At 42.8% G+C, this 23,838-nt stretch carries 22 protein-coding genes; 3 read left to right on the top strand and 19 right to left on the bottom strand.

The window, feature by feature from the left end; all coding sequences use genetic code 11:
• Nucleotides 1-74: 74 nt before the first annotated feature.
• From J3P37_RS06080 to J3P37_RS06040, 9 genes are all read right to left on the bottom strand, one after another.
• Nucleotides 75-2,204, bottom strand: coding sequence for a GH92 family glycosyl hydrolase (locus tag J3P37_RS06080; protein ID WP_256010166.1), 2,130 nt, complete (start codon nt 2,202-2,204; stop codon nt 75-77).
• Nucleotides 2,205-2,213: 9 nt separating this feature from the next.
• Nucleotides 2,214-3,704: a T9SS type A sorting domain-containing protein gene (locus tag J3P37_RS06075; protein ID WP_256010164.1), complete on the bottom strand. Its 1,491-nt coding sequence runs from the start codon at nt 3,702-3,704 to the stop codon at nt 2,214-2,216.
• A 24-nt stretch (nt 3,705-3,728) separates the two neighbouring features.
• The gene (locus J3P37_RS06070; RefSeq protein WP_256010163.1) at nt 3,729-4,838 is read right to left on the bottom strand and encodes an SGNH/GDSL hydrolase family protein; all 1,110 of its coding nucleotides are present in this window, start codon (nt 4,836-4,838) and stop codon (nt 3,729-3,731) included.
• Nucleotides 4,839-4,841: 3 nt separating this feature from the next.
• On the bottom strand, nt 4,842-5,738 hold the full coding sequence (locus tag J3P37_RS06065) for an endonuclease/exonuclease/phosphatase family protein (protein ID WP_256010162.1): 897 nt from the start codon (nt 5,736-5,738) through the stop codon (nt 4,842-4,844).
• A 1-nt stretch (nt 5,739) separates the two neighbouring features.
• Complete coding sequence (locus J3P37_RS06060) at nt 5,740-6,651, bottom strand: endonuclease/exonuclease/phosphatase family protein (protein WP_256010160.1); 912 nt, start codon at nt 6,649-6,651, stop codon at nt 5,740-5,742.
• 31 nt (nt 6,652-6,682) lie between these two features.
• Nucleotides 6,683-8,152, bottom strand: coding sequence for a SusD/RagB family nutrient-binding outer membrane lipoprotein (locus J3P37_RS06055; RefSeq protein ID WP_256010159.1), 1,470 nt, complete (start codon nt 8,150-8,152; stop codon nt 6,683-6,685).
• A gap of 3 nt (nt 8,153-8,155) precedes the next feature.
• A complete protein-coding gene (locus J3P37_RS06050) occupies nt 8,156-11,593 on the bottom strand; it encodes a SusC/RagA family TonB-linked outer membrane protein (RefSeq protein ID WP_256010158.1) in 3,438 nt (1,145 codons plus the stop codon).
• Nucleotides 11,594-11,839: 246 nt separating this feature from the next.
• A complete protein-coding gene (locus J3P37_RS06045; protein WP_256010157.1) occupies nt 11,840-12,793 on the bottom strand; it encodes a FecR family protein in 954 nt (317 codons plus the stop codon).
• A 113-nt stretch (nt 12,794-12,906) separates the two neighbouring features.
• Nucleotides 12,907-13,503 (bottom strand): RNA polymerase sigma-70 factor, encoded by a 597-nt coding sequence (locus tag J3P37_RS06040; RefSeq protein WP_256010156.1) that lies wholly within the window; start codon nt 13,501-13,503, stop codon nt 12,907-12,909.
• Nucleotides 13,504-13,851: 348 nt separating this feature from the next.
• Here J3P37_RS06040 and J3P37_RS06035 point away from each other — a divergent pair, with 348 nt between their 5' ends.
• A complete protein-coding gene (locus J3P37_RS06035) occupies nt 13,852-14,646 on the top strand; it encodes a helix-turn-helix domain-containing protein (RefSeq protein ID WP_256010155.1) in 795 nt (264 codons plus the stop codon).
• A gap of 80 nt (nt 14,647-14,726) precedes the next feature.
• On the top strand, nt 14,727-15,674 hold the full coding sequence (locus tag J3P37_RS06030) for a nitrilase family protein (protein WP_256010154.1): 948 nt from the start codon (nt 14,727-14,729) through the stop codon (nt 15,672-15,674).
• Between the two features lie 51 nt (nt 15,675-15,725).
• Here J3P37_RS06030 and J3P37_RS06025 read toward each other — a convergent pair whose 3' ends face one another.
• The 7 genes from J3P37_RS06025 to J3P37_RS05995 form a co-directional block, all read right to left on the bottom strand.
• Nucleotides 15,726-16,364 carry an HAD family hydrolase gene (locus J3P37_RS06025; protein WP_256010153.1) on the bottom strand — a complete coding sequence of 213 codons (639 nt, stop codon included), beginning with the start codon at nt 16,362-16,364 and terminating at the stop codon, nt 15,726-15,728.
• A complete protein-coding gene (locus J3P37_RS06020; protein ID WP_256010152.1) occupies nt 16,364-16,957 on the bottom strand; it encodes a sugar O-acetyltransferase in 594 nt (197 codons plus the stop codon). The genes J3P37_RS06025 and J3P37_RS06020 overlap by 1 nt, the downstream gene beginning before the upstream one ends.
• A 58-nt stretch (nt 16,958-17,015) precedes the next feature.
• On the bottom strand, nt 17,016-17,702 hold the full coding sequence (locus J3P37_RS06015; RefSeq protein WP_256010151.1) for a Crp/Fnr family transcriptional regulator: 687 nt from the start codon (nt 17,700-17,702) through the stop codon (nt 17,016-17,018).
• A complete protein-coding gene (locus J3P37_RS06010; protein ID WP_256010150.1) occupies nt 17,671-18,198 on the bottom strand; it encodes a hypothetical protein in 528 nt (175 codons plus the stop codon). The genes J3P37_RS06015 and J3P37_RS06010 overlap by 32 nt, the downstream gene beginning before the upstream one ends.
• Nucleotides 18,199-18,271: 73 nt before the next feature.
• Complete coding sequence (locus J3P37_RS06005; RefSeq protein ID WP_256010149.1) at nt 18,272-18,625, bottom strand: hypothetical protein; 354 nt, start codon at nt 18,623-18,625, stop codon at nt 18,272-18,274.
• A gap of 31 nt (nt 18,626-18,656) precedes the next feature.
• On the bottom strand, nt 18,657-18,854 hold the full coding sequence (locus tag J3P37_RS06000) for a hypothetical protein (protein ID WP_256010148.1): 198 nt from the start codon (nt 18,852-18,854) through the stop codon (nt 18,657-18,659).
• A gap of 8 nt (nt 18,855-18,862) precedes the next feature.
• Nucleotides 18,863-19,618 (bottom strand): hypothetical protein, encoded by a 756-nt coding sequence (locus tag J3P37_RS05995; protein ID WP_256010147.1) that lies wholly within the window; start codon nt 19,616-19,618, stop codon nt 18,863-18,865.
• 291 nt (nt 19,619-19,909) lie between these two features.
• Between J3P37_RS05995 and J3P37_RS05990 the strand changes: the two genes are divergently transcribed.
• A complete protein-coding gene (locus J3P37_RS05990) occupies nt 19,910-21,337 on the top strand; it encodes an SBBP repeat-containing protein (protein WP_256010146.1) in 1,428 nt (475 codons plus the stop codon).
• 200 nt (nt 21,338-21,537) lie between these two features.
• On the opposite strand, the gene J3P37_RS05985 is transcribed toward J3P37_RS05990, so the two are convergent.
• The 3 genes from J3P37_RS05985 to J3P37_RS05975 form a co-directional block, all read right to left on the bottom strand.
• Nucleotides 21,538-22,194 carry a hypothetical protein gene (locus J3P37_RS05985; protein WP_256010145.1) on the bottom strand — a complete coding sequence of 219 codons (657 nt, stop codon included), beginning with the start codon at nt 22,192-22,194 and terminating at the stop codon, nt 21,538-21,540.
• Nucleotides 22,191-22,682 carry an RNA polymerase sigma factor gene (locus J3P37_RS05980; protein ID WP_256010144.1) on the bottom strand — a complete coding sequence of 164 codons (492 nt, stop codon included), beginning with the start codon at nt 22,680-22,682 and terminating at the stop codon, nt 22,191-22,193. The genes J3P37_RS05985 and J3P37_RS05980 overlap by 4 nt, the downstream gene beginning before the upstream one ends.
• Before the next feature lie 256 nt (nt 22,683-22,938).
• Complete coding sequence (locus tag J3P37_RS05975; protein WP_256010143.1) at nt 22,939-23,595, bottom strand: thermonuclease family protein; 657 nt, start codon at nt 23,593-23,595, stop codon at nt 22,939-22,941.
• Between the last annotated feature and the right edge of the window lie 243 nt (nt 23,596-23,838).

The following is a 23,838-nucleotide window of genomic DNA, read 5'->3' as shown; positions in this document are numbered from 1 at the left end:
TTAGATGAACGGATTTTTGCCGGCATAAATCGAATGATGTTATGCCGGCATTTCTTTTTATCATTCTTTTTTTATTACTCTACTTTCGAAATCCATGGTTTGCTTATTATCATCGTATCCTCCAGGCGGGTGGAAGCAACAATTTTAAGAGTCCCGCCATTCCGGATCTCCTCATGTGTAATATAATTACGGTCGAGCACTTTACCATTCAAAATAACCTTTTTGATGTATTTACTGTCAGCTGCGTAGTTCTCTACGCTTACCTCAAACGACTTGTTGCCTGGCAAGGTAAAAGAAGCTGTTTTGAAAAGCGGTACGTTTAAGTAATAGACAGGCCAGCCGGGACAAGCGGGCATGAAACCACAAGCAGTCAGCACATACCATGCAGACATAGCGCCTCCGTCATCATCCATTGTTCTGATGTAGGCTTTCGGCTGATTTTTATAAACCACATCTACAAAGGGGTCTATTCCCCTGCTATTTTCATTAAAGTAATATTGGATAACCGTATCCACAGCGAAGCGGTGCATCAGCTCTTGTGACTTTGCCGGAGTTGTGGTAACATTATACATTAGTGGGGCTTGCAGATCGGGCTCATTAGCATGGTTGTACAGGTCATTTTCAAAGAAGTAATCCAGTTGCTTCGTATAATTATTCATGCCGCCGGAAAGTTCGATCAGCCCCTTCATATCAAAAGGAACGAACCAGCGGTACTGCCATATTGTGCCCTGGTACAATCCCCTGGCCTGCACTTTATCTACATCTTTTTTGGTAATGTCTTTAAAATCTTTATTCCAGTAGTCTTTGTATTGCAGCGCCTTTGCTTTATATATACTGCTTAATTCCGGTCTTTTAATGATCGCTAAGATCTCTGACAGGGCCCAGTTATCGTAACTTGATTCGAGTGCTTTGTCTGGTTTGGAGAAATCTAAGCGGTCGGCGTCCTTTATTAAAGAGTCTGCTATCTTTTCGAAATCTATCTTATAACCCTTACGGTAAGAATCCAGCAGGACAACAATGGCATGTTCGGTCCTGACGGTATTACTCGGTTCGGTATTCGTTGCGAAATCCTTTTTGCCTGATTCATAAAGCCTGGCAAGTGATGACACCATTCCCTGGTACTTTTCTGGCCAGCCTACAGACAGCAAGGGCAGTTGCGTACGGTAATTGTCCCAGATAGCCCAGCCATTGTACATGGTCTCCCTTGATTTTTGAATGCTGCCATCTGTAGCTCTGAATGTGCCGTCCTCTTCAGACAGGTTGTATGGAGATTGCAATGTTCTATATAAAAGCGAGTAAAACAGCTTTTTCCTGGAGATGTCTCCGTCCACCCTGATCTTACTTAGCTCCTGGTTCCAGGCTTTACGCGACATGGCCTTCATTTCATCAAAACTTCCGGTATATAAGGATGCCCTGGCATAGGCCTCACTCACTGATGACAGCGCTACCCTGATTTCGGCATTTCTCAATTTGGAAGGAAACTCAGCGATCAGCTGGTGAGCATTTTGCTCTTTGAAGAGCACATTCCGGGGGAACTCAAGGTAGTAATAGATTTTATAAGTACCTGCATTACATGTGGTACGGGCTTGTACCCAGCCACTGATGCTATTACCCTTTACCTGGTGCTGTTCTGCCACAAACTTGTTAGCCAGGGAGTGAGAAAGGTCTATAAAAAAACCATTAGTTTCTTGTCCTTCCGGGAATTGGTAACGATGCATGCCCGACTTACCATAGACGGACATTTCGGCCTTAATTTTATTTGTAAAGGAGACCTGGTAGTAACCAGGGCTTGCAGATTGATCTAACTTAACCAGGTCAGGCTGGCTTGATGTCCCAATAAAAGGTTTAATCAAAATATTCCCTCCACTGCCCTGACAGCCTACTCCTTCGAACCTGTTGTGCGTAAAACCAAGGAATCGTTTAGCCTCATATTCATACCCGGCATGTAGCTTGGGATAAGTTTGAGGCCCGATGCTTAACATACTGAATGGATAACTGGCAGCAGGCGATAGTTGACCGTGATCCCCTGATGTTCCCAAAAAGACGTTTACCAGGCTTGCGATATCCGGAGAGGTGTTTTGGGCCTGAAGATTACCAAAGCAGCATACCAAGAACAAGAGAAGCGAATTTTTTAAACAAAGTAAACGAGCCATTGCGTTAAGGATATTGAAATTAGGCAGGGCTTCCGCCCTGCTTAATTTCATTTAAACAAATTATAAATATGCAATTTTTTTGGTCACCACACCATCTAGAGTACTTAAAGAAACTACATATATTCCCTTTTCCAGTTGCACTGGCACCTGAAGGGTATTGTTTCCTTTTTGTATAGTGAGGCTCCTCTTCAAAACAGTTTTACCAGCTAAGTCAGCTATTCTCACGAAACCCTCTCCTGCTTTAGTAGCATCCAAAACCAACTCAAGGTTTTGATCTTTAAAAGACAGGACTGACTCAGTTGCATTTAATCTATTTTCAACAGCAAGCACATCAGATACCGAAGATCTACCATTGAAATCAACCTGTCTTAACTGATAGTAAGAGGTGCCGCTAAGGGAATTGTGGTCTATGTAGTTGTAATTCTTATTGATGTTGCTTGTGCCACTTCCCTGCACCACACCTATCGCCGTAAAATCTTTCCCGTTTGCCGAACGTAATACATCGAAATGAGAATTATCCTGCTCTGAGGCTGTAGACCAGTTTAGTTTAACGCCATTATGTTGTTTTGTGGCGGTGAATGAAGAGAGTTTCACAGGTAAGGTTACTAAGTCTGTAATGTAATTAGCGTAAACGAAATCGTCTAAATAAGCCAGAGCTTTGTTATCAGCATTATTGTAGCCTAAAAACATGAAGGCATTAAGCGGATCTCCGGCAGCCAGGTTGTAACTATCCGTTGTTGGGGTGAAATTAGGTTGATTAGCGCTGTATAATAATTGTTGACCGTTTACCCATATTTGACTTGAGCGCGCAGCAACCGTATAAGTTACCTTGTTCTTTATATAGCTGGAGTTGTCAGTATTTGAGGTATTATTTGAATATATCTCGATGTCGTAGTTCTCGCCATTTTTAAATTCTACCTCATGTTCTTTATATCCATCCAAATTTGTCAATGTACTCGTACTTTTCTGCTCTCTTATCAATAACTTATAGCTTGAGCCGGTCAGTTTCCAATGCATAAGTAAAAATGCAGGAAGAGCATTTATATCGTTAAAATTGAATTGATTAGAGAATTGAGAGCTACCATGTTTTGTAGTCCAATTGACAGTACCAGCATCACCACCGATAGCAAATCTATAATCTGCCGCTACACCTGCATGAAACCGCAACTTAAACTTAACACTTAGTAGCCCCGGAGTAGCACCACTTGCAATATTTAATATGGAGAACTTACTGGTTGAAGATGTAGGAGCAGTCAAAAACCGTAACCTGCTTCCTGAACCGAAACCCGGAACTTCAGAGTTATTCAAAGTATAGCCTGCAGCATTTTGGTTTCCGGTCCAAACTCTCGCAATTTGCCCATCAGCCGGCGCAGGCAAGGAAGCATGGGTGTGCCCGCTCACCCCATCATTTGCTGACAAAATTCCGCCTGCCGAAACTGGAGAAAGATCTGCTTCGGCCGTTCCAAAGTTATAGGTCCAGCTTTTAGGAGTTTGTGCCTGCGTCCCTATAAACGACAGTGCTATACATCCAACAAGAAATAATTTTTTCATAACGCTAATTTTTGAGAAATAATTTTATTGTGCTTTTATATCGTACTTACTTAAAACTTCAGTGATTAGAGGTTGCAGGTACCTTACCATGCGGTCGTACCCCAGATCGCTTGGATGTACGCCATCCACGGTACCCTCGTGATCAGTACCGAGCATGTTTTCTGAAGTGATGAAATACAGATCTTTTACATCCTTTTGTAATAAGGCGAGCACTTCCTGCTGGATGTTAATGTTCTGATTTTTAACCTGCTGGCCTAAAACCTTATCCCAATAGCCGCTTTCCCGGACTACGCTTTGCATCACAATAATGGGCTTTCCAGGCTGTTTCTTCCTGATGGTGTTCACCAGGTAAGCCGTACGCTCTTTGATCAGATCGGGATTAGTGTTAGGTACACAATCCAGGATATAAGCATCGGCATCTATTTGAGCGATCATATCGGCCACTTCAGGTTCCATTTTGGCACTGCCGGTTACTCCCAGGTTAATGAAGTTAATGCCTGTTAAGCGGGATAAGCGTGCCGGATAGGCCATACCCGGCCTGCTGGCACCGGTTCCATGTACGATGCTTGAACCATAGATCAATACCTTTTTGGCGAAAGGTTCGGCTGCTGCCTTGATCTCTGCTTTTCTATCAATTCCTATTTCAACACCGGTTACCGCATCAAATAGGGGTAAATACAGCAAGCATTCTTTTTCAGAATTATCCATCCGGCTAATAATGATCTCCTCGTTACAGCCATTATTTACCGTTGCCTTGCCAATGCCGGCAAACTGCCATTGGTTTCCGTTTTTAATATACAGGTCGACCCCCTTTTGTGTCACAGGCATCACAACGGTCGACGGTCTGCTACGGGTAACACACCATTTGGCCGAAATAACGGTACTGTTAGTGGTAAAACGAATGGCTAAACCAGCAGAATTAGTTAACAACTGCGCTACTCTGGGTGGTAAACCTTTATATTTAGCTGTATCTACACGATCGTAAGTATTGGTGGTAGAGATCCCCTTTCCGGATATAGTAAGGGATTGGGCGCTTATATACTTTAAGTTATTTGTTTTTTGGGCAAATACCTGGGAGCCTGCAAAGCTTAGGACCAGTATTAGTGTGATCTTTTTTATATTAAACTTCATCATCTATTATCTGTTTTTAAGGGTAATCAGCATCGGATAATGATCGGACAGCACGTCGGTGAGATCGTCTTTTACGAGCTCTGCGGCGATGCAATCATTTTTCAGCGCAGCGTTTATGTAGATGTAATCGATGCGTGTATAATTGTTATGATTCCTGATCTTGGTAGGTGCACTTTTTTCATACTCCTGGTGGAATAGGCGCCAGGAATCGTACAGGCCGGCATCTAGTAATTTTTGAATGGCCGTATAGTCAATTTCTCCATTCCTGGTGATCCTGGTTTCGAGGTTGTTTTTCTCTGAGTTGAGTACGAGTTTCATTTTCGCAGGATTATCGTAATCCTTTTTGTCTAAGGGTGACATATTATTGAAATCGCCCATTAGCAGGATCTTTTCATTTTTAGGAATAAGATGGAGGTACTTTAGCAAGGTGTCTACTTCGGAAATCCGCTTTTCATAAGCCCTAGGGTCTAAATGAGTAATAAAGAGATGATAGTTTAATACTTTCCCGTAGAGAAGACCGTGCTGCATTCCTTCTGTGACTTTTCTTACATTGGAAACAGGGTATTTTGACATGAGAGCTAAGGGGAAGCCCGCTCGTTTTTGTAAAACCGTATACCGGTAGCCTGCATTTTTTGCCATCGCTATCAGCTTCTCCTTGGAGAATCCGTTTAATTCCTGGAAGGCTACTACGTCGGGGTCTTTTTCTTTCACCCATTTTTGGAATGCTTTGATGTAAATGCTATCTTTTCTGAATCCTTCGTAAACATTATATGAAAGGATCTTAAACGAAGGTTTAGGTGTTTGATCTTTTTTAACCTGCGTGTTTTGCTTGGAATTTCCGGCAAAAAGCCCGGTAAACAAGATCAGTAGCAGGCCAGTAAAAAGCGTGTATTTCTTTGTCATTTTATTTTTTTAAGAGCAGAACCATCGGGTAATGATCAGAGAGGTAATGGGTAAAAGAGTCTTTTATAAAGTAGGATTTGAGGTAGTCGTTTAATAGTGGCTCATTCAACCAGATATAGTCTATCCGCGTGTAATTGTTATGTGACCGTAACTTTGTGGGCGCACTCTTTTCGTACGAGTTTCTGAACATTTTCCACGAATCATAAAAGCCGTTATCCATTAGCGCCTGAATGGTTGAGTAGTCGATATTCCCATTATTCAGGATCTTTACCTCCGGGTTGTTGGCTTCGCTCAGCCTCACTAAAGCCATCTTTTCAGAGTTGTTGTAAAAAGTCGCATCCTGCGGAGACATATTATTAAAATCGCCCATGATCAGCGTTTTTTCGTCTTTTGCTAAATCTCTGCATCGTTCAAGCACCAGCTCGATTTCCTGTCTTCTTTTCTCGTAAGTGAGCGGGCTCAAGTGAACCACCATAAGGTTGTAATCCAGCACTTTGGCCTGTATCAGGTGAAGGTCTGACGGCACCTGCTTGACATCGGTAATTGGATAACGTGAAACCAGTGCTACCGGAAGTCCGCTTTCATGGAACATCAGGGTGTGGGGATAGCCCATTTCCAAGGCAAAGCTCTTCAGGCTCGCCTTCGTAAAGTACTTCATTTCCTGCAGTGCAATTACATCCGGTTTAACGGTATCTATCCAGGCTTTAAAGTTTGCTATGTTTTGCTGATCCCCCCTAAAGCCTTCATAAACATTGTATGACAGTATTTTGAATACTTCGTGCTGGCTAACGGACACTTCTTCCTTCTCTTTTTTACAAGAAAAAAGAGAAGACGTTATAGTCACAACTACCAGGAAGGCCGTAAATCTGCTTACCGAAGAGAACATGAAAATAATGGATAACTTGGAGAACATAGTACTTTGTTGGCGCTTATAGTTTTAAGGCTTACTGCTTTTGTGCCCACCAAACATCTACTCTCAGGTTATCGCCGCCGATCCTTGAAGAAACCTCCTCATAATTTTCCTTATTGGTAGCCTTGACAATAAGCGGATATTCGAATCTTCTCGGCAAGATCCTGTCATTTTCCACAGCCGGTCCTATAGGAAGATTTGGCAAACCAGTTCTCCTGTAATCATACCATGCTTCGAAGCCCGAGAAGAACATCGCGATGTATTTTTGATTCATCAGCCTTTCCATGGTAGCAGTTGCCCCCGTAAATCGTACTGTTGACCGGTTCAGGTAATTTGTGCCTGCTGTTCCGTCCCAGGTACAGCGCCACTGACGCCAGGATGCTTCTATACCTTTATTGTAATACGTTTGTGCATCGGCCGCGATCCAGCCTTTAAGTGCTGCCTCGCTTAAGCAAAAGTTAACCTCCGACCAAGTCAAAATGGGCAAAGGGTAATCATCCGCTTTGAGGGTGGTAGCATATCTTGAGGTACCGATGCCATTGTTTGCAGCCATTTCCACGCCCTCCTGTTCTGTATATCCGCTGGGAATACCTACATAGGCTCCCGCCGTGTTTTTTGTAGCATACCTGAATCGTCTGCCGTCTACCGTAGAATTCATGAGGTCCATTAAGTGCTTACCCATTCTTTTGTTTCCATTGAATTCAGAGTCGGACATTTCAAAGAACTGATTGATGAAGGGTTTTACCCCAGTATATCTCAACATGGCTTCATCGTCATTACTTCCAAATAATGGAAACTTATCTGGATTGCTAAACATCTCGTTGATCTGGGCAGGGGCATCCATTTCTTCCTTTCCGGAAACGCGCATTAATAAGCGGAGGCGCAATGAATTCGCAAATCTCTTCCATTTCACCGGGTCGTTATTGTAAATGAGATCTGAACTGTCAAAAGGTTTGGTTTCGGAAAAAAGGTCGTTGGCTCTCTTCAGGTCGGTAAGCAGGCTTGCGTAGATGGATTGCTGAGAATCAAATTTTGGATAGTATAATTCTTCTTTCCCTCTGAAGGCCTCTGTATAGGGAATTTCGCCAAACATATCGGTCAGATTCGATACCAGCCAGGCCCTCATCACGAGGGCAGCTCCCATATTGTTTGCGTCATTGATCTTTTCAGCCAGCTGATACATCTCATGCATGTCATTCGCCCGGCGGTAAAGGGTAGACCAGATGGCATCAAATTCGTTCTCTCTGAATACATACCTGGTGAAATCGTTCAATGAACCTATTTCCACGGAATACTGCATCAATTCATTATTTATCCGGTGGGCCCGTTTTGTGATGAGCCACATACCATCGAACTGTGCTGGGGCCAGTAAAGTTCCCGGGGCTACTGCTGTCAGCCTGTTAGGATCGGTGTTTATATCGTCAAAATTTTTCGTGCACGAACTGGTGCTCACCATTGTCAGGATCGACAATAGCGTATAGAAAAATGCAGATACGTTTTTCATATATTAAAAAGATACTTTAAGGGTTGTGCCAAAACTTCTGGTTGAAGGAAACTGTCCGGTTTCAAAACCGGGTTCTATACGATTCCTGTTTAGCGTAGCTATTTCCGGATCGTATAAAGGGAATGTGGTGAATAGCAAAAGATCCCGTCCGTAAATGCTAAGTGAAGCGCCCCGGACATGCAGAGCCTTCAGCGTCTTTGGACTGAAGCGGAACTCTAAATTAGCTTCCCGCAATTTAATATAGGACGCATCAAAAGTATTTGCTTCCACATTATCTCTCAGGTATTTTGCATTATAATAGCCGGCCGCATCGGCAAGAACATCGTTCGGACGATAAGAACCGTCAGCATTTTGCTGCACTCCCTCTCCTATTAAACCCTCATAACGACCGGGCAAGGTGCTGGTCAGTTTTCCGTTCCCGGCTAGAACAGAGTTTGAGAAGGAGTAAATATCACCGCCTTTCTGCCCGTCAAACAAGAACCCGAAACTCCAGTTTTTAAAGCTAAGCTGGTTTTGAATTCCAGCTTTCCAGTCCGGGACGGCAGAACCGATAAATTTCATATTTTCAGTATCTACGATGGGGTATCCACTGGCGTCGTTCACAATCTGCCCATCCGGAGAACGTAGATAGCCTGAACCATAGATATCGCCTATTGCTCCGCCCACCCTTGCTTCAATATAGCCCCTGGGGCCTGTAGCCATAATGATAGATTCCACTCCGGGAGATAGTTCCCTGATTTCACTTCTGTTTGTGGACCACGTAATTGTAGTCTTCCATTTCAGGTTGCTGTTCTTTGAGAGCGGACTGCTGCTAAGCGCAAGTTCCCAGCCGGTATTGTTTATTAATGCGGCATTAAACACCCGGCGCTGGTAACCAGTTGCCGGATCAATAGGCACTTCGAGGATCTGATTTTCGCTATTTGAATTGTAATAGGTAAGATCAAGGTTTAAGCGACTATTAAGAAACCGTATGTCTGCCCCTGCCTCCCGATTGGTAATGATCTCAGGTTTTAAATTTTTGCCTCCCGGCAATACGGTTGGGTTATTATAACTCCCTCCGAAATCAGAGTTAGTATAGTACAGGGTAGTTCTATAAGGGCTAGTATCATTACCCACCTGTGCAATTGATCCTCTTAGCTTTAGAAAGGAAAGTACGTTTTTATTGGCGAGTTTCAGCATTTCCGAGACAACAAGGCTCCCCGATGCTGAATAGTAAAAATAGGAACAATTTTCTTTAGGAAGTGCGCTCGACCAGTCGTTCCTTCCTGAAAGGTCCAGAAACGCAAATGTTTTGTAGGAAAGCTGGGTTAGGCCGTATAAGCTTTGTACCTCTTTTTTTGACCTTTCGGGATCAACAAGTGGCCGGTCCTTTGCATTTGCCAGGGTGTACATTGCCGGGTAGCTTAAGCGTTCGGCCAGCGTAGAAGTGTTGTTTGTCTGCTGGTAGGTGACACTTCCCCCGGCTGAGAAAACCAGCCCAACATTCTTTGAAAGCTTTTCATCATATTTATATAGAAAATCAAAATTTTGTTCCCTGGAAACCACATGCTGCTCCTGGTAGCGTCCAACCGCAAAACGCACACTACTGTATGGTCTGCTGAAGGTTCTGAACGATGTACTTTGATCAGTACCACCCCTCAGCTGTAAATTCATCTTTTTATTAAAAGAATAAACAGCCGTTATACTCCCAAAAATGCGATCGTAATCTACTGTGTTCAAACTTTCATACAAGGTGAAATAAGGATTATCAATTGCCGGGTTCAGCCGGTTGTTTTGATCAATTCCTTCTTTACCCGGGGCCCAATAATTGGAGTTCCAGCTAAATGGAATGTTTGCAGCACCGTACATCAGAGCATACATATAAGTATTGGAGTTATAGCCCGACAGCGGCAGGTTATCACTTCCTTTATGGTAGTAATTAACCCTGGTGCTTAGCTGGAACTTGTTTAGCTTGCTGTTGCTCGAAAAAGAAAGCCTGTTAAATGAGTAGCCTGTATTGGGCAAGATATGTTCATTGCGGAGGTCGTTATAAGAGAACCGTACCGCATTTTTAGTATCTCCGCCTGTCACCGAGACCGTATTATTATAAGTCACTCCCCTGTTAAATGCGTCTTTAACATAGTTTTTATCTGCAAGCCAGGGTGTTTTTGCGGTTCCTGTTGTTTGGGTCTCAGGATCATACTGGTAAAATTGCTGGCCTTCAAACTTTGGTCCGAAGGATCGTGAAGAGTGAGTGCTGGGACCGTCGGGACTGGCACCAAAGGAATAATAAAGATGTTTGCCTGCATTACCAGAGCCAAATTCATACTGAAAATCAGGATAATGCAGAACGTCATCAAAGGTTACGCTACTAGTAAATGCAACTGCAATCCGGTCTTTCTTTTGATTGTTAGATTTCGTGGTGATCAGTATAGCGCCCGAAGCCGCCCGTGATCCATAAAGGGCTGCTGCCGAAGGCCCCCGTAAGATGGTTACATCATGTATATCTTCCGGATTGATATCGCTTAGGGCGTTGCCGTAATCCACCGGGGTTTCAGTGTTGCCGGTGGCCCCATAACTTATCCCATTATTCCCGATCATTCCGCTCGTTACGGGTACACCATCGATGACGATCAGAGGCTCTCCTTTATCCAGGTCCAGTGAGTTTTGTCCCCGCAGCGTGATCCTTACCGACCCTCCAGGCCCGGTACCGGCTTTTGAAATATTCAGGCCCGGCACTTTGCCCGATAAAGCATTTACCCAGTTGTTAGGAGCTGTTTTTGAAATCTCCTCTCCTTCTATTTTAGTGACCGCGTAGCCTAAACTTTTTTCTTCACGCTTTATGCCCAATGCCGTTACTACTACATTTTGTAATTGCTGACTACTTGATTGCAATACAATGAGGATCTCCCTGGGACCGGTGCTAACGTTTTGAATTGTTTTGCTTTCATAAGACAAAAAGCTTACTCCAAGTGTATAAACTCCCTCATCAGCCTCTATTTTAAATAATCCTTCACTATCGGTGGAGATACTGCTGTTTAACTCTGCGATCTTAACAGTAGCCCCGGGCAGAGGCTCGTTCCTTTCATCAACTACTTTGCCGCTGATAAAATGTTTTCCCTGAAGTGCCGGCCTGTTTTCTTGTTTAGGCAGGATAATGATCTTGTTCCCTGTAATCTGATATTTTAATGCGGTGCTTTGTAATAAGCGGTCCATAACCGTGGTAAGAGAGACATTAGTTAAGGTAAGATCCACTTTTTTATAGGCAGCAACCAAATCTTCGTTATAGGTTACTTGCAGGCCTGATGCCTTTTGAATGATCGATAAAGCAGACTTAAGGCTTTGATCTTTAATATCAACACTGATCTTTGAGCCAGAAGCTGTTTGTCCTTTAGATTCGGGCGCCATTAAAGAACAAGATCCAATCAAAACAACCAAAAGTATACGGTGTAAAATTTTCATATCAGTGAGAGAAAAATGTCATCAAATTTTTCGGTATTTGCCTTTTGATAATGTTGGGTGATGAATTTCCCCGGTGGATATGTGCTTGATTGTGCCATATTGTGTAACGTGTTTACAGATATATCGCCACAAGCAGGGCTAGGTAGTAGGCAGGTGGTTAAAAAACTATAGAAAAAATATAAAATACTGATATTCAGATTTTTATTTTTAGATATCCAGATCTAAACCTGATTGCTGGGTCGGGGCCTAATTGCGGGTAAAGTACACGGTATTACCGTCAATTTGATATGACAAGCTATTGATACGGGCGAGGATCTCTAAAATATCCTCTATGCGTTCTTTGCTGCTAAAGCCTGCAGTCAGCCTGTAGTCCTTCAGTTCTTCCTGCCTGAAACGAATCTTCACAGGATATTCACTTTCCAGCATAGCACTAATGTCAGCCAGCCGCTCCGCATTAAAGGTGATATATCCTTTCTGCCAGCTTGTAACACCGGAGGAATCAACCCTGATCTTTCTTAGAGTGCCGGTTGTCCGGTCGACGCTAACCTGGTCATTAGGTAAAAGAACAGTGCTTTCTGATGCACCACCAGCGCTTTGCTCAGATACCCGTACCTTTCCTCTCGTTACAGCTACACTTACATTGCTCAGGAAAGGATATGCTCTTATATTAAAAGCTGTACCTAAAACCTGCGTGGTAGTGTGTAAGGATTTTACAATGAAGGGCTTTTCTTTGTCGTGCTGTATATCAAAATATGCCTCGCCTTCAAGCGTCACCTCTCTTACCTCGCCATTAAACTTTTCGGGGTATTTTAACTTACTGTTTTCATTTAACCAGACCTTCGAGCCATCGCTTAAGGTGATTTTTATCTGCTGATCTTCTGAAGAGTGTTTTTCGATATAAACAACGGGGTTAACTGCATTATAGATCTTAGTTCTGTTAAAGAATATGATACTGGAAACAAGGAGCAGAACAGCGGCGGCCTTAAATATTATCCCCCATTGAGTTTTGCGAGATTCTAATCGCCTGTCGATACGTTTTTTGATGATTTCTTCTGTATGGGTCTCCTCCTTTTCTTCAAAATCCCAACTACCGGCATTAGATTGAGCATCAAACCATTGTTCTAAAATGATCTTTTCCTGCGCGGTACACTTACCCTCGGAATAACGCTTTAGGAGTTGGTCCAGCTCTTTTCTATCCATGTTTATTATAAATATCTCCAAAAATAGCCTTTGGTAGTAGACCCATTTGAAAAAAATATTTAGAGCAAAAGAAGGAAATTTCAGGCAATTGGTAAGATTTTTTGTCAATAGGGCTAAAGCAGGTAAGACCCTAGCACTAATATCTGGTAAAAGGAGCCTTCATTGAGGATTAATTTAAAGTGCTTTAAGGCATTGTTAATCTGCTTTTTAACAGTTTTGTCTGAAATATTCAGTTTTTCAGATATTTCCTTGTAGCTTAAATTTTCCTTTCGGCTTAAGACGAATACTTCCCTCATTTTGGGTGGTAGCTTTTCGATTTCCTTATTCAATACTAGATTTAGTTCTTTGGCGGCATATTCTTCATTAACCACATCACGCTGCTCAGAATAATATTTTATGAGATTGTCCAGATGTTTGGTTTTGTTAGCAGAGGCTTGTATATGGCTGATACCTTTGAAGCGGGCTGCCGTAAAAAGGTAACCTGCTAGTGTGGTAGAGTGTGGAATGCTATCCCTGCGCAGCCATAAGGAAACAAAAATCTCCTGAACGATATCCTGCGCTGCTTCTTTGTCCTGGATCACCTTTACCAGGTATACAAACAACTTTTTCCAATAAAGCTTATAGATCTTATCAAAAGCCTCTTTATTCCCTTCACATAACAAGGAAAACAAGCGATTTTCTTCAGAGATACCGGAAAAATTATCAGACATAACTCAAAAACAAAATTATTCTGACAGCATTAAGCTAATCATTATTTAATGTTAACAAAAAAGACAAGACCAGGAGTGTTTGCCCGTGTACACACGTCGCGCATGTGTCCAATCATGTAAATACTAGTGCACATTCTGATGCTCTGTAACAATTGAAAACATCATTTGTCGAATATTTATGGAAAACAAGGCCATTACCCTAATTTTATTCTACCTGGTTTCGATAGGTGCTGTTAAAAGCCAGACAAGCAGCGACAGGTATGTTTCAAAACCGTATCAACCTTCGTCAAGTAAATTATACGATACTATTCGCGAATTAGATAGAGCTATTAGTTTACATTAAAACTTATGCAGATAGCACCATCACAAGAAGTCAGTCATTTAGTACGCCATTACCTCATCTACCATCCGGGAAGTTATAAAGGACCCATGCGTTTTTTTACTGACGGTAGTCCCGGTATTATCATACCAAAGGAAGACTCAGCTTTGCCTTATTTCCCTGACGGACCCGGGAAAATGGGAGAGCTTCTGGTATACGGAATTTTTGACAAGTATATTGACATACCCGCACTGGATTGCTCCGGAATGATCATTGCCGTTCTGCAACCCTATGCCCTTGCGGTACTGACTTCACTAAACGCATCCAAACTGAAGAACCGGATTTTTCATTTTAGTGATTTGTTTCCTGCATATGATGCAATTAAGGCTATGAATAACAAAGCTGGCAATTGTAACGGCATCATTGCTGAATTCGAGGACTTCTTAACTCAAATCCAGAATAAATCCATATTAGCCGACAAGATTGTTAGCGGCTGTATTGACCTGATTCGTTTGCATCATGGAAACATCAGGGGGAAAGAGCTTCTCCGTCATCTGCCGACCACTGAGCGCCAATTACAGAGACGGTTCCACTATGAGATTGGAATATCTCCAAAGCAGTTTAGCGGGATCCTTCGGATGACACACTTCCTTAAGCTCTTAAGAAGCTCGGGGCATGACCACTCTCCAACGAGATGTGCATTACACGCAGGTTATTATGATCAGGCGCACCTTAACAATCATTTCAGAGCCATGACAGGTACAACGCCGTTAAGCTATCTTTCGGGTGCAGACCCCCTCGCTTTAAACCTTTTCTGCCACTAATCGCTGCTGAAAGAGATAGTTTTTGTCGGAAATTTCCAATACGCATACTTCTCCCAGAGATAACTTTGGCGAAAAAAAATATGAAAAATTTAAAGATAGCAACTGCACAGTTCGAGAATGCGAGTGGCGATAAAAACTACAACCTTTCGGTGATAAATAAAATGGTTGAACAGGCTTCCGCCGCCGGTGCAGAGGTAATTTCGTTTCATGAATGCTCTGTTACGGGCTATAGTTTTGCAAGAAAATTAAATAAACAGGAACTGCTTAACTTGTCTGAAAGCATTCCCAACGGGCCGACGGTATCTGCACTGGTTGCCATGGCGAAGAAAAACAATATTATCATCTTAGCGGGATTGTTTGAGAAAGACGAACAGGATAATCTCTATAAGGCTTATGTATGCGTCGATGGTAATGGCCTAATTGCGAAGCACCGCAAATTACATCCTTTTATAAACCCTGCTCTCCTGCCGGGCGACAGCTATACTGTTTTTGATATTAAGGGATGGAAGTGCGGCATTCTAATATGCTACGACAACAACATTATAGAGAATGTCAGAGCCACCGTACTTATGGGTGCAGAGATTGTTTTTATGCCGCACGTTACCATGTGCACTCCTTCTCCAAGGCCTGGAGCCGGTTTCGTTGACGCTTCTCTCTGGCTGAACAAAGCAACGAATGCGGAAATACTTCGCTCGGAATTTGATGGAGACAAAGGGCGCAATTGGCTGATGAAATGGCTGCCAGCACGTGCATATGATAACGGAGTATTTGTTGTTTTCTCTAATCCCATTGGGATGGATGATGATCAGCTGAAAAACGGCTGTTCAATGATACTAAATCCGTTTGGTGAAATTATTGCGGAATGCAGAAGTCTTGGAAATGAGTTTGCCCTTGCAGAATTGGACCATGAGTTGCTTGCACTGTCGGGAGGATATCGTTATAAGAACGCGAGAAAACCTGCGTTATATGAGAAAATCATCTCCTCAGCCCATCATTCGGTACAACGGGTTGCATGGATTGACAAGTAATTTCACCAACTCCGCAATAATTAATCATAATAATTTGCAAGCAATACTGATCTAACAATTGAGCCAGGCCTTAAAGTCGTCAACGGTTAGAAACAACTCATCCGGCTTCATTGACCTTAGCACTTCCGGTTGGGCTGTGCTCGCCCAGGCCGCAGCCACAACCGGAACACCGGCTTCCCGACAGGCTGTGATATCGCTGGGTGCATCACCCACATAGATCACATTGTTTTTATTGATGTTGTTCCACTTATTTAGTACCGCCCGAATGCCCTGCACTTTTCCTGGGCCCGCGGGTGAACCGGTTTCAATGATCGAAAAGTATTTGGTGAGTGAAAAATGTCTAAGAGATATATCAGCGCTGTGCTTCCCTTTCCCCGTGACCATTGCAATCGGGATATTTTTTCTTGTTAGTGTTTCCAATATCCCGGGCATGCCTTCGAAGGGATGGGGACAGTTGTGATGCAAATCCTGGTAGTTTCGTAGATAAGCAGATACACCTTCATCATAAAAATCAGGCGCCAAAGCCATTATGGTGCCTTCCTCGGATGGACCGAAGGTTGCTATAATCTCATCATCAGACAAGGAGCGCCGGATTAAAGGTTCTATCGCCGCTCTGAATGCTGAAATGCAAAGTGGAAGGGTGTTGGCTATTGTGCCATCGAGGTCGAATATTACTGCTTTAACTTCCATTACTTATCTATTGAGCGCACCACGCGACAAGGGTTTCCGTAAGCGACGCTGTTTTCGGGAATAGACTTGGTTACCACACTTCCTGCACCTATTACTGTGTTTTTGCCAATGGTTACTCCGGGCAGGATGACAACGCCCCCGCCGATCCATACATTATCTTCTATCTTTACGGGTAGTGCATATGTACGAAAAAAGGGATTCTCATGTCCTTCCACCCATCCCTCTACCAACCTTTCATTAATCCCCACAGGGTGTGTAGCAGTGTAGATTTGTACGTTGGAAGCGATCAGCACGTTGTTGCCGATCTCGATCCTGTTACAATCTACGAAAGTGCAGTTAATATTGATAATAACATTACTCCCTATAGAAATATGTCTTCCATAGTCGCAGTAGAATGGGGTGTCGACATTTACGTTGCTTCCAAGACGATCAAACAGCATAGACAATAAGTCCTGCCGTTTCACACTATCTGTACTGGCGGTTTGATTGTATTCTTTTGTAAGACTTCTGGCGCGGTGAATTATAACCTGTATCTCTGGATCGGAAGTATTAAATTGCTCGCCTGCAAGACATTTTTCTAGTTCTGATTTCATTGAATATTATTGCTCCGGCAAATTTAAGCTTAGCGACAAGAAGTTTTTTTAATCTATCTTAAAATCGGTGATCGCCTCTGAGGTTACTAAGATATTGCTGGGAAATTCCAAGATAGGAAGCGATATGGCCCAGATTTACACGGTTTAACAAAACCGGATTTTCCCTGCAGAATTTATCATAACGTTCTTTGGCTGACAGGGATAGCCTGTCGAGCCGGAGCGTTTGCATTTTTAATAGTACTTCCTGGTGAATAGTTCTAGACCAGTTGGTTAGATGAATGTCTGACAATAATAGTTTTTCCAGGTTTTCAATACTGATTGTAAATATGGTAGATTTTTCTAAGACCTCAACGTATTCAAAAGGAGGTGCGTCATGGTAAAGTGATGACGAAGAAAAAGTAATATCCCCTTCACAGCTAAACCAATTGGTGATGTCTTTTCCTTTGGCTATGATATACGTCCGGGTACAGCCGTTTTCGATAAAGTAAACATACCTGTTTCTAACGCCTTTACGAATGAGCAAATCACCCCGGAGGTAATCTCCATGCTCCAGATATGACACCAGTTGAGCCATAGAGGCTTCGGGAACCGGATAATATTTCCGGATACCTGCAAGGATATTGGGTATACTTTTCGGACTCATCGCTCTGAATAAGATCTGGTTATTGAAGTTTGACCCTGAGTAATACTTCAGGAAAGCTGTTCTCCTATCATTACAAGGCAACAACCAGAAAATTTGGAACATCCTGGCCCTGGATCTTTAAGAGCTCAAAGGGATGATCTGTAATGCTGACTTCAGAAACGGAATAGTAATATTGGGAACTACAGGGTGAGTCACTGGTGTTTTCTTTTTTGCTGACTTTATAATTCAGCGTTATATCACCAAAGTTCCCCAGCGTAATTTTACGGATATACTGCCCCTCTCCTGCCGGCAAGGCCAGTAGCTGCAGAACGCTGTAATAGGGTGAAGTACTGGCGTTTGTAGTGATACGCCAGTTTTGCGGTGCAAGTTGTTCCGTAGTTTGTCCAACTGTAACTTTCACTTCGTTGCTTGTCAGGTTGTTTGACGCTATGATGTTCGCTCCTGTTTGCTTATCAACAACTTTGACAAAAATATAGGTCGGGGCAGCCTCACTAATAAGTTCTTCACATGGGGCTTTTTTGTCAGACTTCTGACAACCTGAAATGAATCCGACAAAAAGCAGTGCCAGGATTGAAAGCAGATGCAGGGTTTTATTCATGTATGTTAGAATCTATGTTCTTTTACGATACGGCAAGCGACAGAAAAACGCAACATTATGGTATGTATTTCATCTATCCAGTCTGAATTCCGGCGGCTTCAGGCTTTAGAAATTTGACCTGACATTCCAGCGCGAGCTTCTTAAGCTCATAGTTATAACCGGTACTGAAATTTACAAATGCGTTGGAAGCTTCATTCAGCAGGTCGAGCTCTTCATTAAGGTATCCGCCTTCCGCGAAATATGAATGATTGCTATCACATAACCGCCGGATTACATCTAAATCATTCTTAAAGGCGGGGATTTGTAGGATACTTTCGTCCTTAAGTATTTCATGCATCCGCTCTTTCATCTGCTTTTCCTTTTCGAGAATCCGGGACACCAGCCCGTTAATAACGTCAAAAGGTAATTGAGTATAAGCATTACTCAATTCCTGGTATAATTGGTTAAACAGGCTGATATCACCTCATGGCGAGCAGTACGGCCAGGAAGCCAATTAAAAAGGCAATACCCACGGTTGCAGCCAGAAGGACCAGGTACCATAACAAAAACAGCACGCAAAGGAAAAAAACTTTTACTACCTCCTTTTTAAAGGCCGCACTAGGCTTGCTTATCTCTTCATTAATATCACCAGGTTGAGGAGGATATAGATTTTCCATGTGATAAATTACTGTTTGGAAATCACAGCGCTTGCCACAGTCTGCCAATTTTCAGCAACCTGGTTGAAAAATGGTACGTCCTGAGGTCCACCCTTCCAGATTGTATAGATTCTTTTACCTTCTGTGACATGGGGATTTAATGATTGGAGCGTGCCCATCGAAATCCCTGCTAATACTTTGTCGAGATTAAAGTTGAACACTACTTTATAGCTATCAGAAGCATTAATAATAATGTCGTTGACCGCCAAATCTGCTTCAAAGGGCAATGAACTTGCCACTATCAGACTATCACGAGTTCCCTGGTAACTTATAAATGTTCCTCCAAGATTGAAAGCTAACTCTGGATAATTTGCTTTTCTAAGGAACAATTTGACTTTCACGTCCCGATAGGATCCTGCGGGTAAGCTGAACACTCCCGTCAAAACATCTGTATTAAGAATGTCCAGGTTTTTCCTTACCCAAATTGTTGTATCAAGCAAACTGCCATTTCGGCCAACAAATGATATTTTTTCAACGAAAATAGATGCAGAAGACCACTGCACATAGGTTGAGTCTGCTAAAACTTGTGCGGTCTTTGTCTTTGATCCTTTTGGGGCTGTACCTGAAGCTTTTGCAAAATATGATATGCTGCCATTTGCTGGTTTAACGGTTCCATTTTCATTGGGAGTTTCAGCTTTGGCGGGAGTTTCAGGTTTTTCGCAAGAAACAAAAAGGATTGCCAGCACTAGTATGGCTAGGGATTGCTTTAAGGCTGAGGCGTTCATTTTCAACTGTTTTAGGGTTCGAGGTTTATTAATGGTATAAATATGCAGAAAGAATTTATAGAAATGAAACCTGGAAATAAAAAAATAAAAGAAAGATTAATTTCCCGGGTATCTGGGGGATTTTTTTAAGCTTTTTAAGAACCAGGCGACAAGGCTGCACTCGCATAAGCGCTAACCTGATTAAGCAATAGCCAGTTAGTTCTATTATGGTTATTAAATAAAGCAGGGCGTCCGAAAATTCGGCTGTCATGCTTTTTTTTATCTTTTATTTTTGTAAGAATTTTGCTTTATATGAAACATTCTAAATTATTCTACTTCACTATTCTTACCTTGACAAGTGTCCTCGCGTCCTGTAAAAAAGATTCAGGAGACGAGAAGCGGGATCAATTCAAAGAACGTTTTTTCATTCAGTCCTCCGAGGCAAATTATGACATGGATCTTGCTCAGGACAATTCCAACAATTTTTACATAACCAGCTCTACCAAAGTTCGAGGGGCTGGCTTCTTTTTTGACATGAGTCCGGGCCTTCGCCTCAAGGCAAATGGTGATCATGATGCCTATGTTGCTAAGTTTAATGAAAACGGAAAAATGATCTGGGCCACTCTCCTCGGCGGGAGCCATGAAGAAAAAGGTTATACGCTGGCTGCCGATGCTGAAGGGAACGTTTTCGTAGGAGGGACTTTCCGGGGCCTCACCCGCATAGGTGATATGTCGCTTGAGCTGAAAAGGTTAAATAACTCGAGCGGAATGCCTAACATGACGGATATGTTTCTAGCGAGTCTGGATCGTGAAGGCAAAGTGCGATGGGTAAAACAGATTTCAGGTACTGGGTTTGAGAGACCTACTTCAATCATGGTATCAGCTTCTGGAAAGGTTTATGTTACGGGCTACTTCTTTCACGATATTTATTTCAGTGATACCCGCATGGGGGTGAACGATCAGTCGGGATTTTTTATCGCCTGTTATGACCAGACCGGGACACTCGACTGGGGAAAAGTATATGGGGTTATTCCCGGGGACTATACCACACATGGTTCAATTTACCCTTCTAATATGCAGTTTGCGCCGAATGGAGATTTGCTAATTGCTGGGTCTTTTGAGGGGCAGAAAAAGATCGGCTCTTTTTCACTTACGAACAATGGCGATCAGGATGTCTTCCTGGCGAGATTCGACGAAGATGGAGAGGTGATATGGGTACGCACCTTTGGGGGACCATCTACTGAAAACTGTCCCGGACTTGCTGTCGATAAGGATGGAGATATTTACATCGGGGGAAGCTTCCGGGAACAAATTAGCATCGGTTCTCACTCATTTACTTCGGCTATGCAGCACGGTTCTTCTTTTCTGACTCGTTATAACGGTAATGGCTCTCTTATATGGGCTTCACAAGTGGGATTGCCCGGGGCTCAGTATATTTTTGATCTTGTTGAGAACGATGGCAAATTGCATTTTACAGGATACTATGATACTGCAGCAACCATTGGGGATATCAAGCTAAGCAGTACAAGCAACATTCAAGGGTTCACTGCTGTGTACTCTGCTTCTGGGTTACCGGAGAGCGCTGAAAACCTGGGCACGATAAGCGGAGAAGCAAAACGGATAGCAATCGATAAAAAAGGTTACAAGATCCTTGCCGGAACCTATTATTCACCTTTTAGCTTTGGAGGCAACGTTTATCCTGCTGCAAGCGGATATGATCTGTTTATTACTAAGAACTGATACGGAATAGCTACTTGTCGTTAATTGTTTTGAACTATTAACGACAAGTAGTAAGTTTCCAACCTGCTATAAAAAGCGGTAGTAGTGAGGGACCTTCCTCAATAGAAATGAAGATTGAAACAGAGGAATAAAGGATAGACTAACTGATCTCTTTTATCCTAGAAACGATCATGCATGGTGACCGCAAATATTCCCGAATACTATTCGTCTTTACCTAACTCCTCCGATAATCCCTTCAGCTCCATCAATTCTTTCAGATCTTCCTGAAACTTCTCTCCCTGCCGGGATTTGAACGCACCCAGAAGGTGTGCGATGACGATGACGATTATGGAGATTGTTATCGGGATCATCGTGTCTGTAAGGCCACCCCAGAAACCCATAAGTTCAATCTTTCTGGGCAAAAATGATAGCGGGAACAGAACTGCGGAAGAAAGCAGCATCAGACTCAGAGTAAGAGCCAATAGCCTGCCGGGGCGTTCGTATTGGCTTACGATTCGAATTACTTTCTGCAGGTTTACTACTATGGAATCTGCGCCGATCTCTATCTTAGTCAAGCTATGAATAAATCTGGTTAAAGCCAGTACAAGCAAGACCATGCAGAGACAGCGGATCCCAATTGGGATATATTCTACGGTTTGTGTGTAGTCAAAGGGGTTTCCAATTAGAACTGCAAGATCAACAACAACCCAAAACACCATAAAGCTGAGCAAGGCCACGTATTGTTTTTTTACTTTTGATAAGCGGGAAGATGAGCGCTCTTTGATCATACTGTTTATCAGCTTTTGGTTTATTACTTGTGCTGATTGCAGTTTTACATCGTATTCCTGCCAGGCTGTTTTCATTTCTTCTAAGTTCATAACTCTTGTTTTTTAATAATTGATTCCAGTTTACTCTTGATCCGGTTGATTTTGACTCCTACATTGCTCCGTGTTACTCCTATAATGCAGGCTATTTCATCGTAGCTTTTTTCATCCAGGTAAAGCATGATGATGGCTTTTTCAATGGCATTTAATTGGTCTATTGCCTTTTTTAAAAGGTTAAGATTTTCGCTTTGCAGGGCGAGGTCACTAATGTCGGGGATCTGCAATTCATTTTCGGAAATGCAAAACCGTTCGGGCTTACGGCTTTCCTTTCTGAAATTAGTTATTGCAGTATTGAGCGCCACACGGTACATCCAGGTTGAAACCCGTGAATCTTTCCGAAAGGTTTTGATAGAGCGCCAAAGCTGCAGTACCATCTCCTGGAAAAGGTCTTTTTTGTCTTCCGGATCATTGCAATACAGGTTGCAAACCTTATACAAGATTCCGCGGTGCGCATTTATCATTTCGATAAATTCTTTTTCCATCAGGATTTGTTTTCAAAGTTAGTCGCAGGTACTTGTGTAAAATTACAAGGTTTGTGGTTTTGAGATTAAAAGTTTGGGAAGTTGATTGGGTTGGTTGCAGAGAGGCAGAAACCGGGTTGACAAACCCTAAGATCAATACCCAATCAGTACTATTATCAGGACCATTAGATATAACCGGCTTTTTTTTCGGCCAGCAGAAGAAAGACAGGTAGCAGCTACTCTGCATCCAGTTTTTGGTGTCCGGGGGGGAGTAGCATCAGGCACCCTGACTGTGCTGCCAGCACCTTCCTCCTCCCTCAACTTTTCGTTGACAAGGTTTCCCGCTTGTTTTAGTTGCTGCGCCACAAACGGACGATTGCTTGCCTACATTGGTTACCTGCGATTTATTTTTTGATGAACTTGAAGCTGGTGTCGTTTTTCCTGAACTTTTTCTCCTTCCGGATCTTCTGAACTCCCAGGGTTCCTGGGGTTTGGGATGAGACCACAGGCCTTTTTTGGCAATCCTTGCCTGCTGTTCGAGAAGAGCATATTTTTCCGACTTGTCGTATTGCTTATAGTGCCAGGCAAAACCAGCCTTTAGCAGATTCTCGTTAAGCGTTGAGCCATTTGGCAACATAGCAACGCCGATGGTGCGGCCATAGCGGTCTTTTCCTTTAGATTGGACTTTAATTGATTTTGCGAAGATGTTGGCCGATGTAAAGTCTTTTGCTTTTGTCCCAAAGTCCTGGTTCTTCTCGGGGCAGTCCACGCCATGCAGCCTGACTTTAACCTGCTGGTTTCCGCTTATCAGGATGGTAAAGGTGTCGCCATCTGAAACGCTGACAACCTTGCCGGTAAGGATAGTTTGACAAAGAGCAAGATTTGTAGCAAGAAAGAAAAAACCAAGAGATAATGCAAACTTATTAAGAGCCATGAAAATACAGCGTTATACTGTGATAATGATTAATATTGGCTTCTAATATAGGTTTTATTTGAGAAAACAGCACTTGAGGCGCACATGCGGTTCGGCAAAAGAGCAAAGCACACGCGTGCCGCGTGTTTTAAAAAACCTAAAATTCTTACCTGCTAATTGTAGCTTTAAGCCCTAACCCGAAACATTTTCTTCCATCAGTTATATTTTAGATATAGCTGTTTCTATAAAGAGTTACATCATCTA

The organism is Desertivirga xinjiangensis, assembly GCF_024436435.1.
Taxonomy (GTDB): Bacteria; Bacteroidota; Bacteroidia; order Sphingobacteriales; family Sphingobacteriaceae; genus Desertivirga; species Desertivirga xinjiangensis.
Note: the sequence above shows the minus strand (reverse complement) of the source record. Positions and strands in the feature narration are given on the sequence as shown.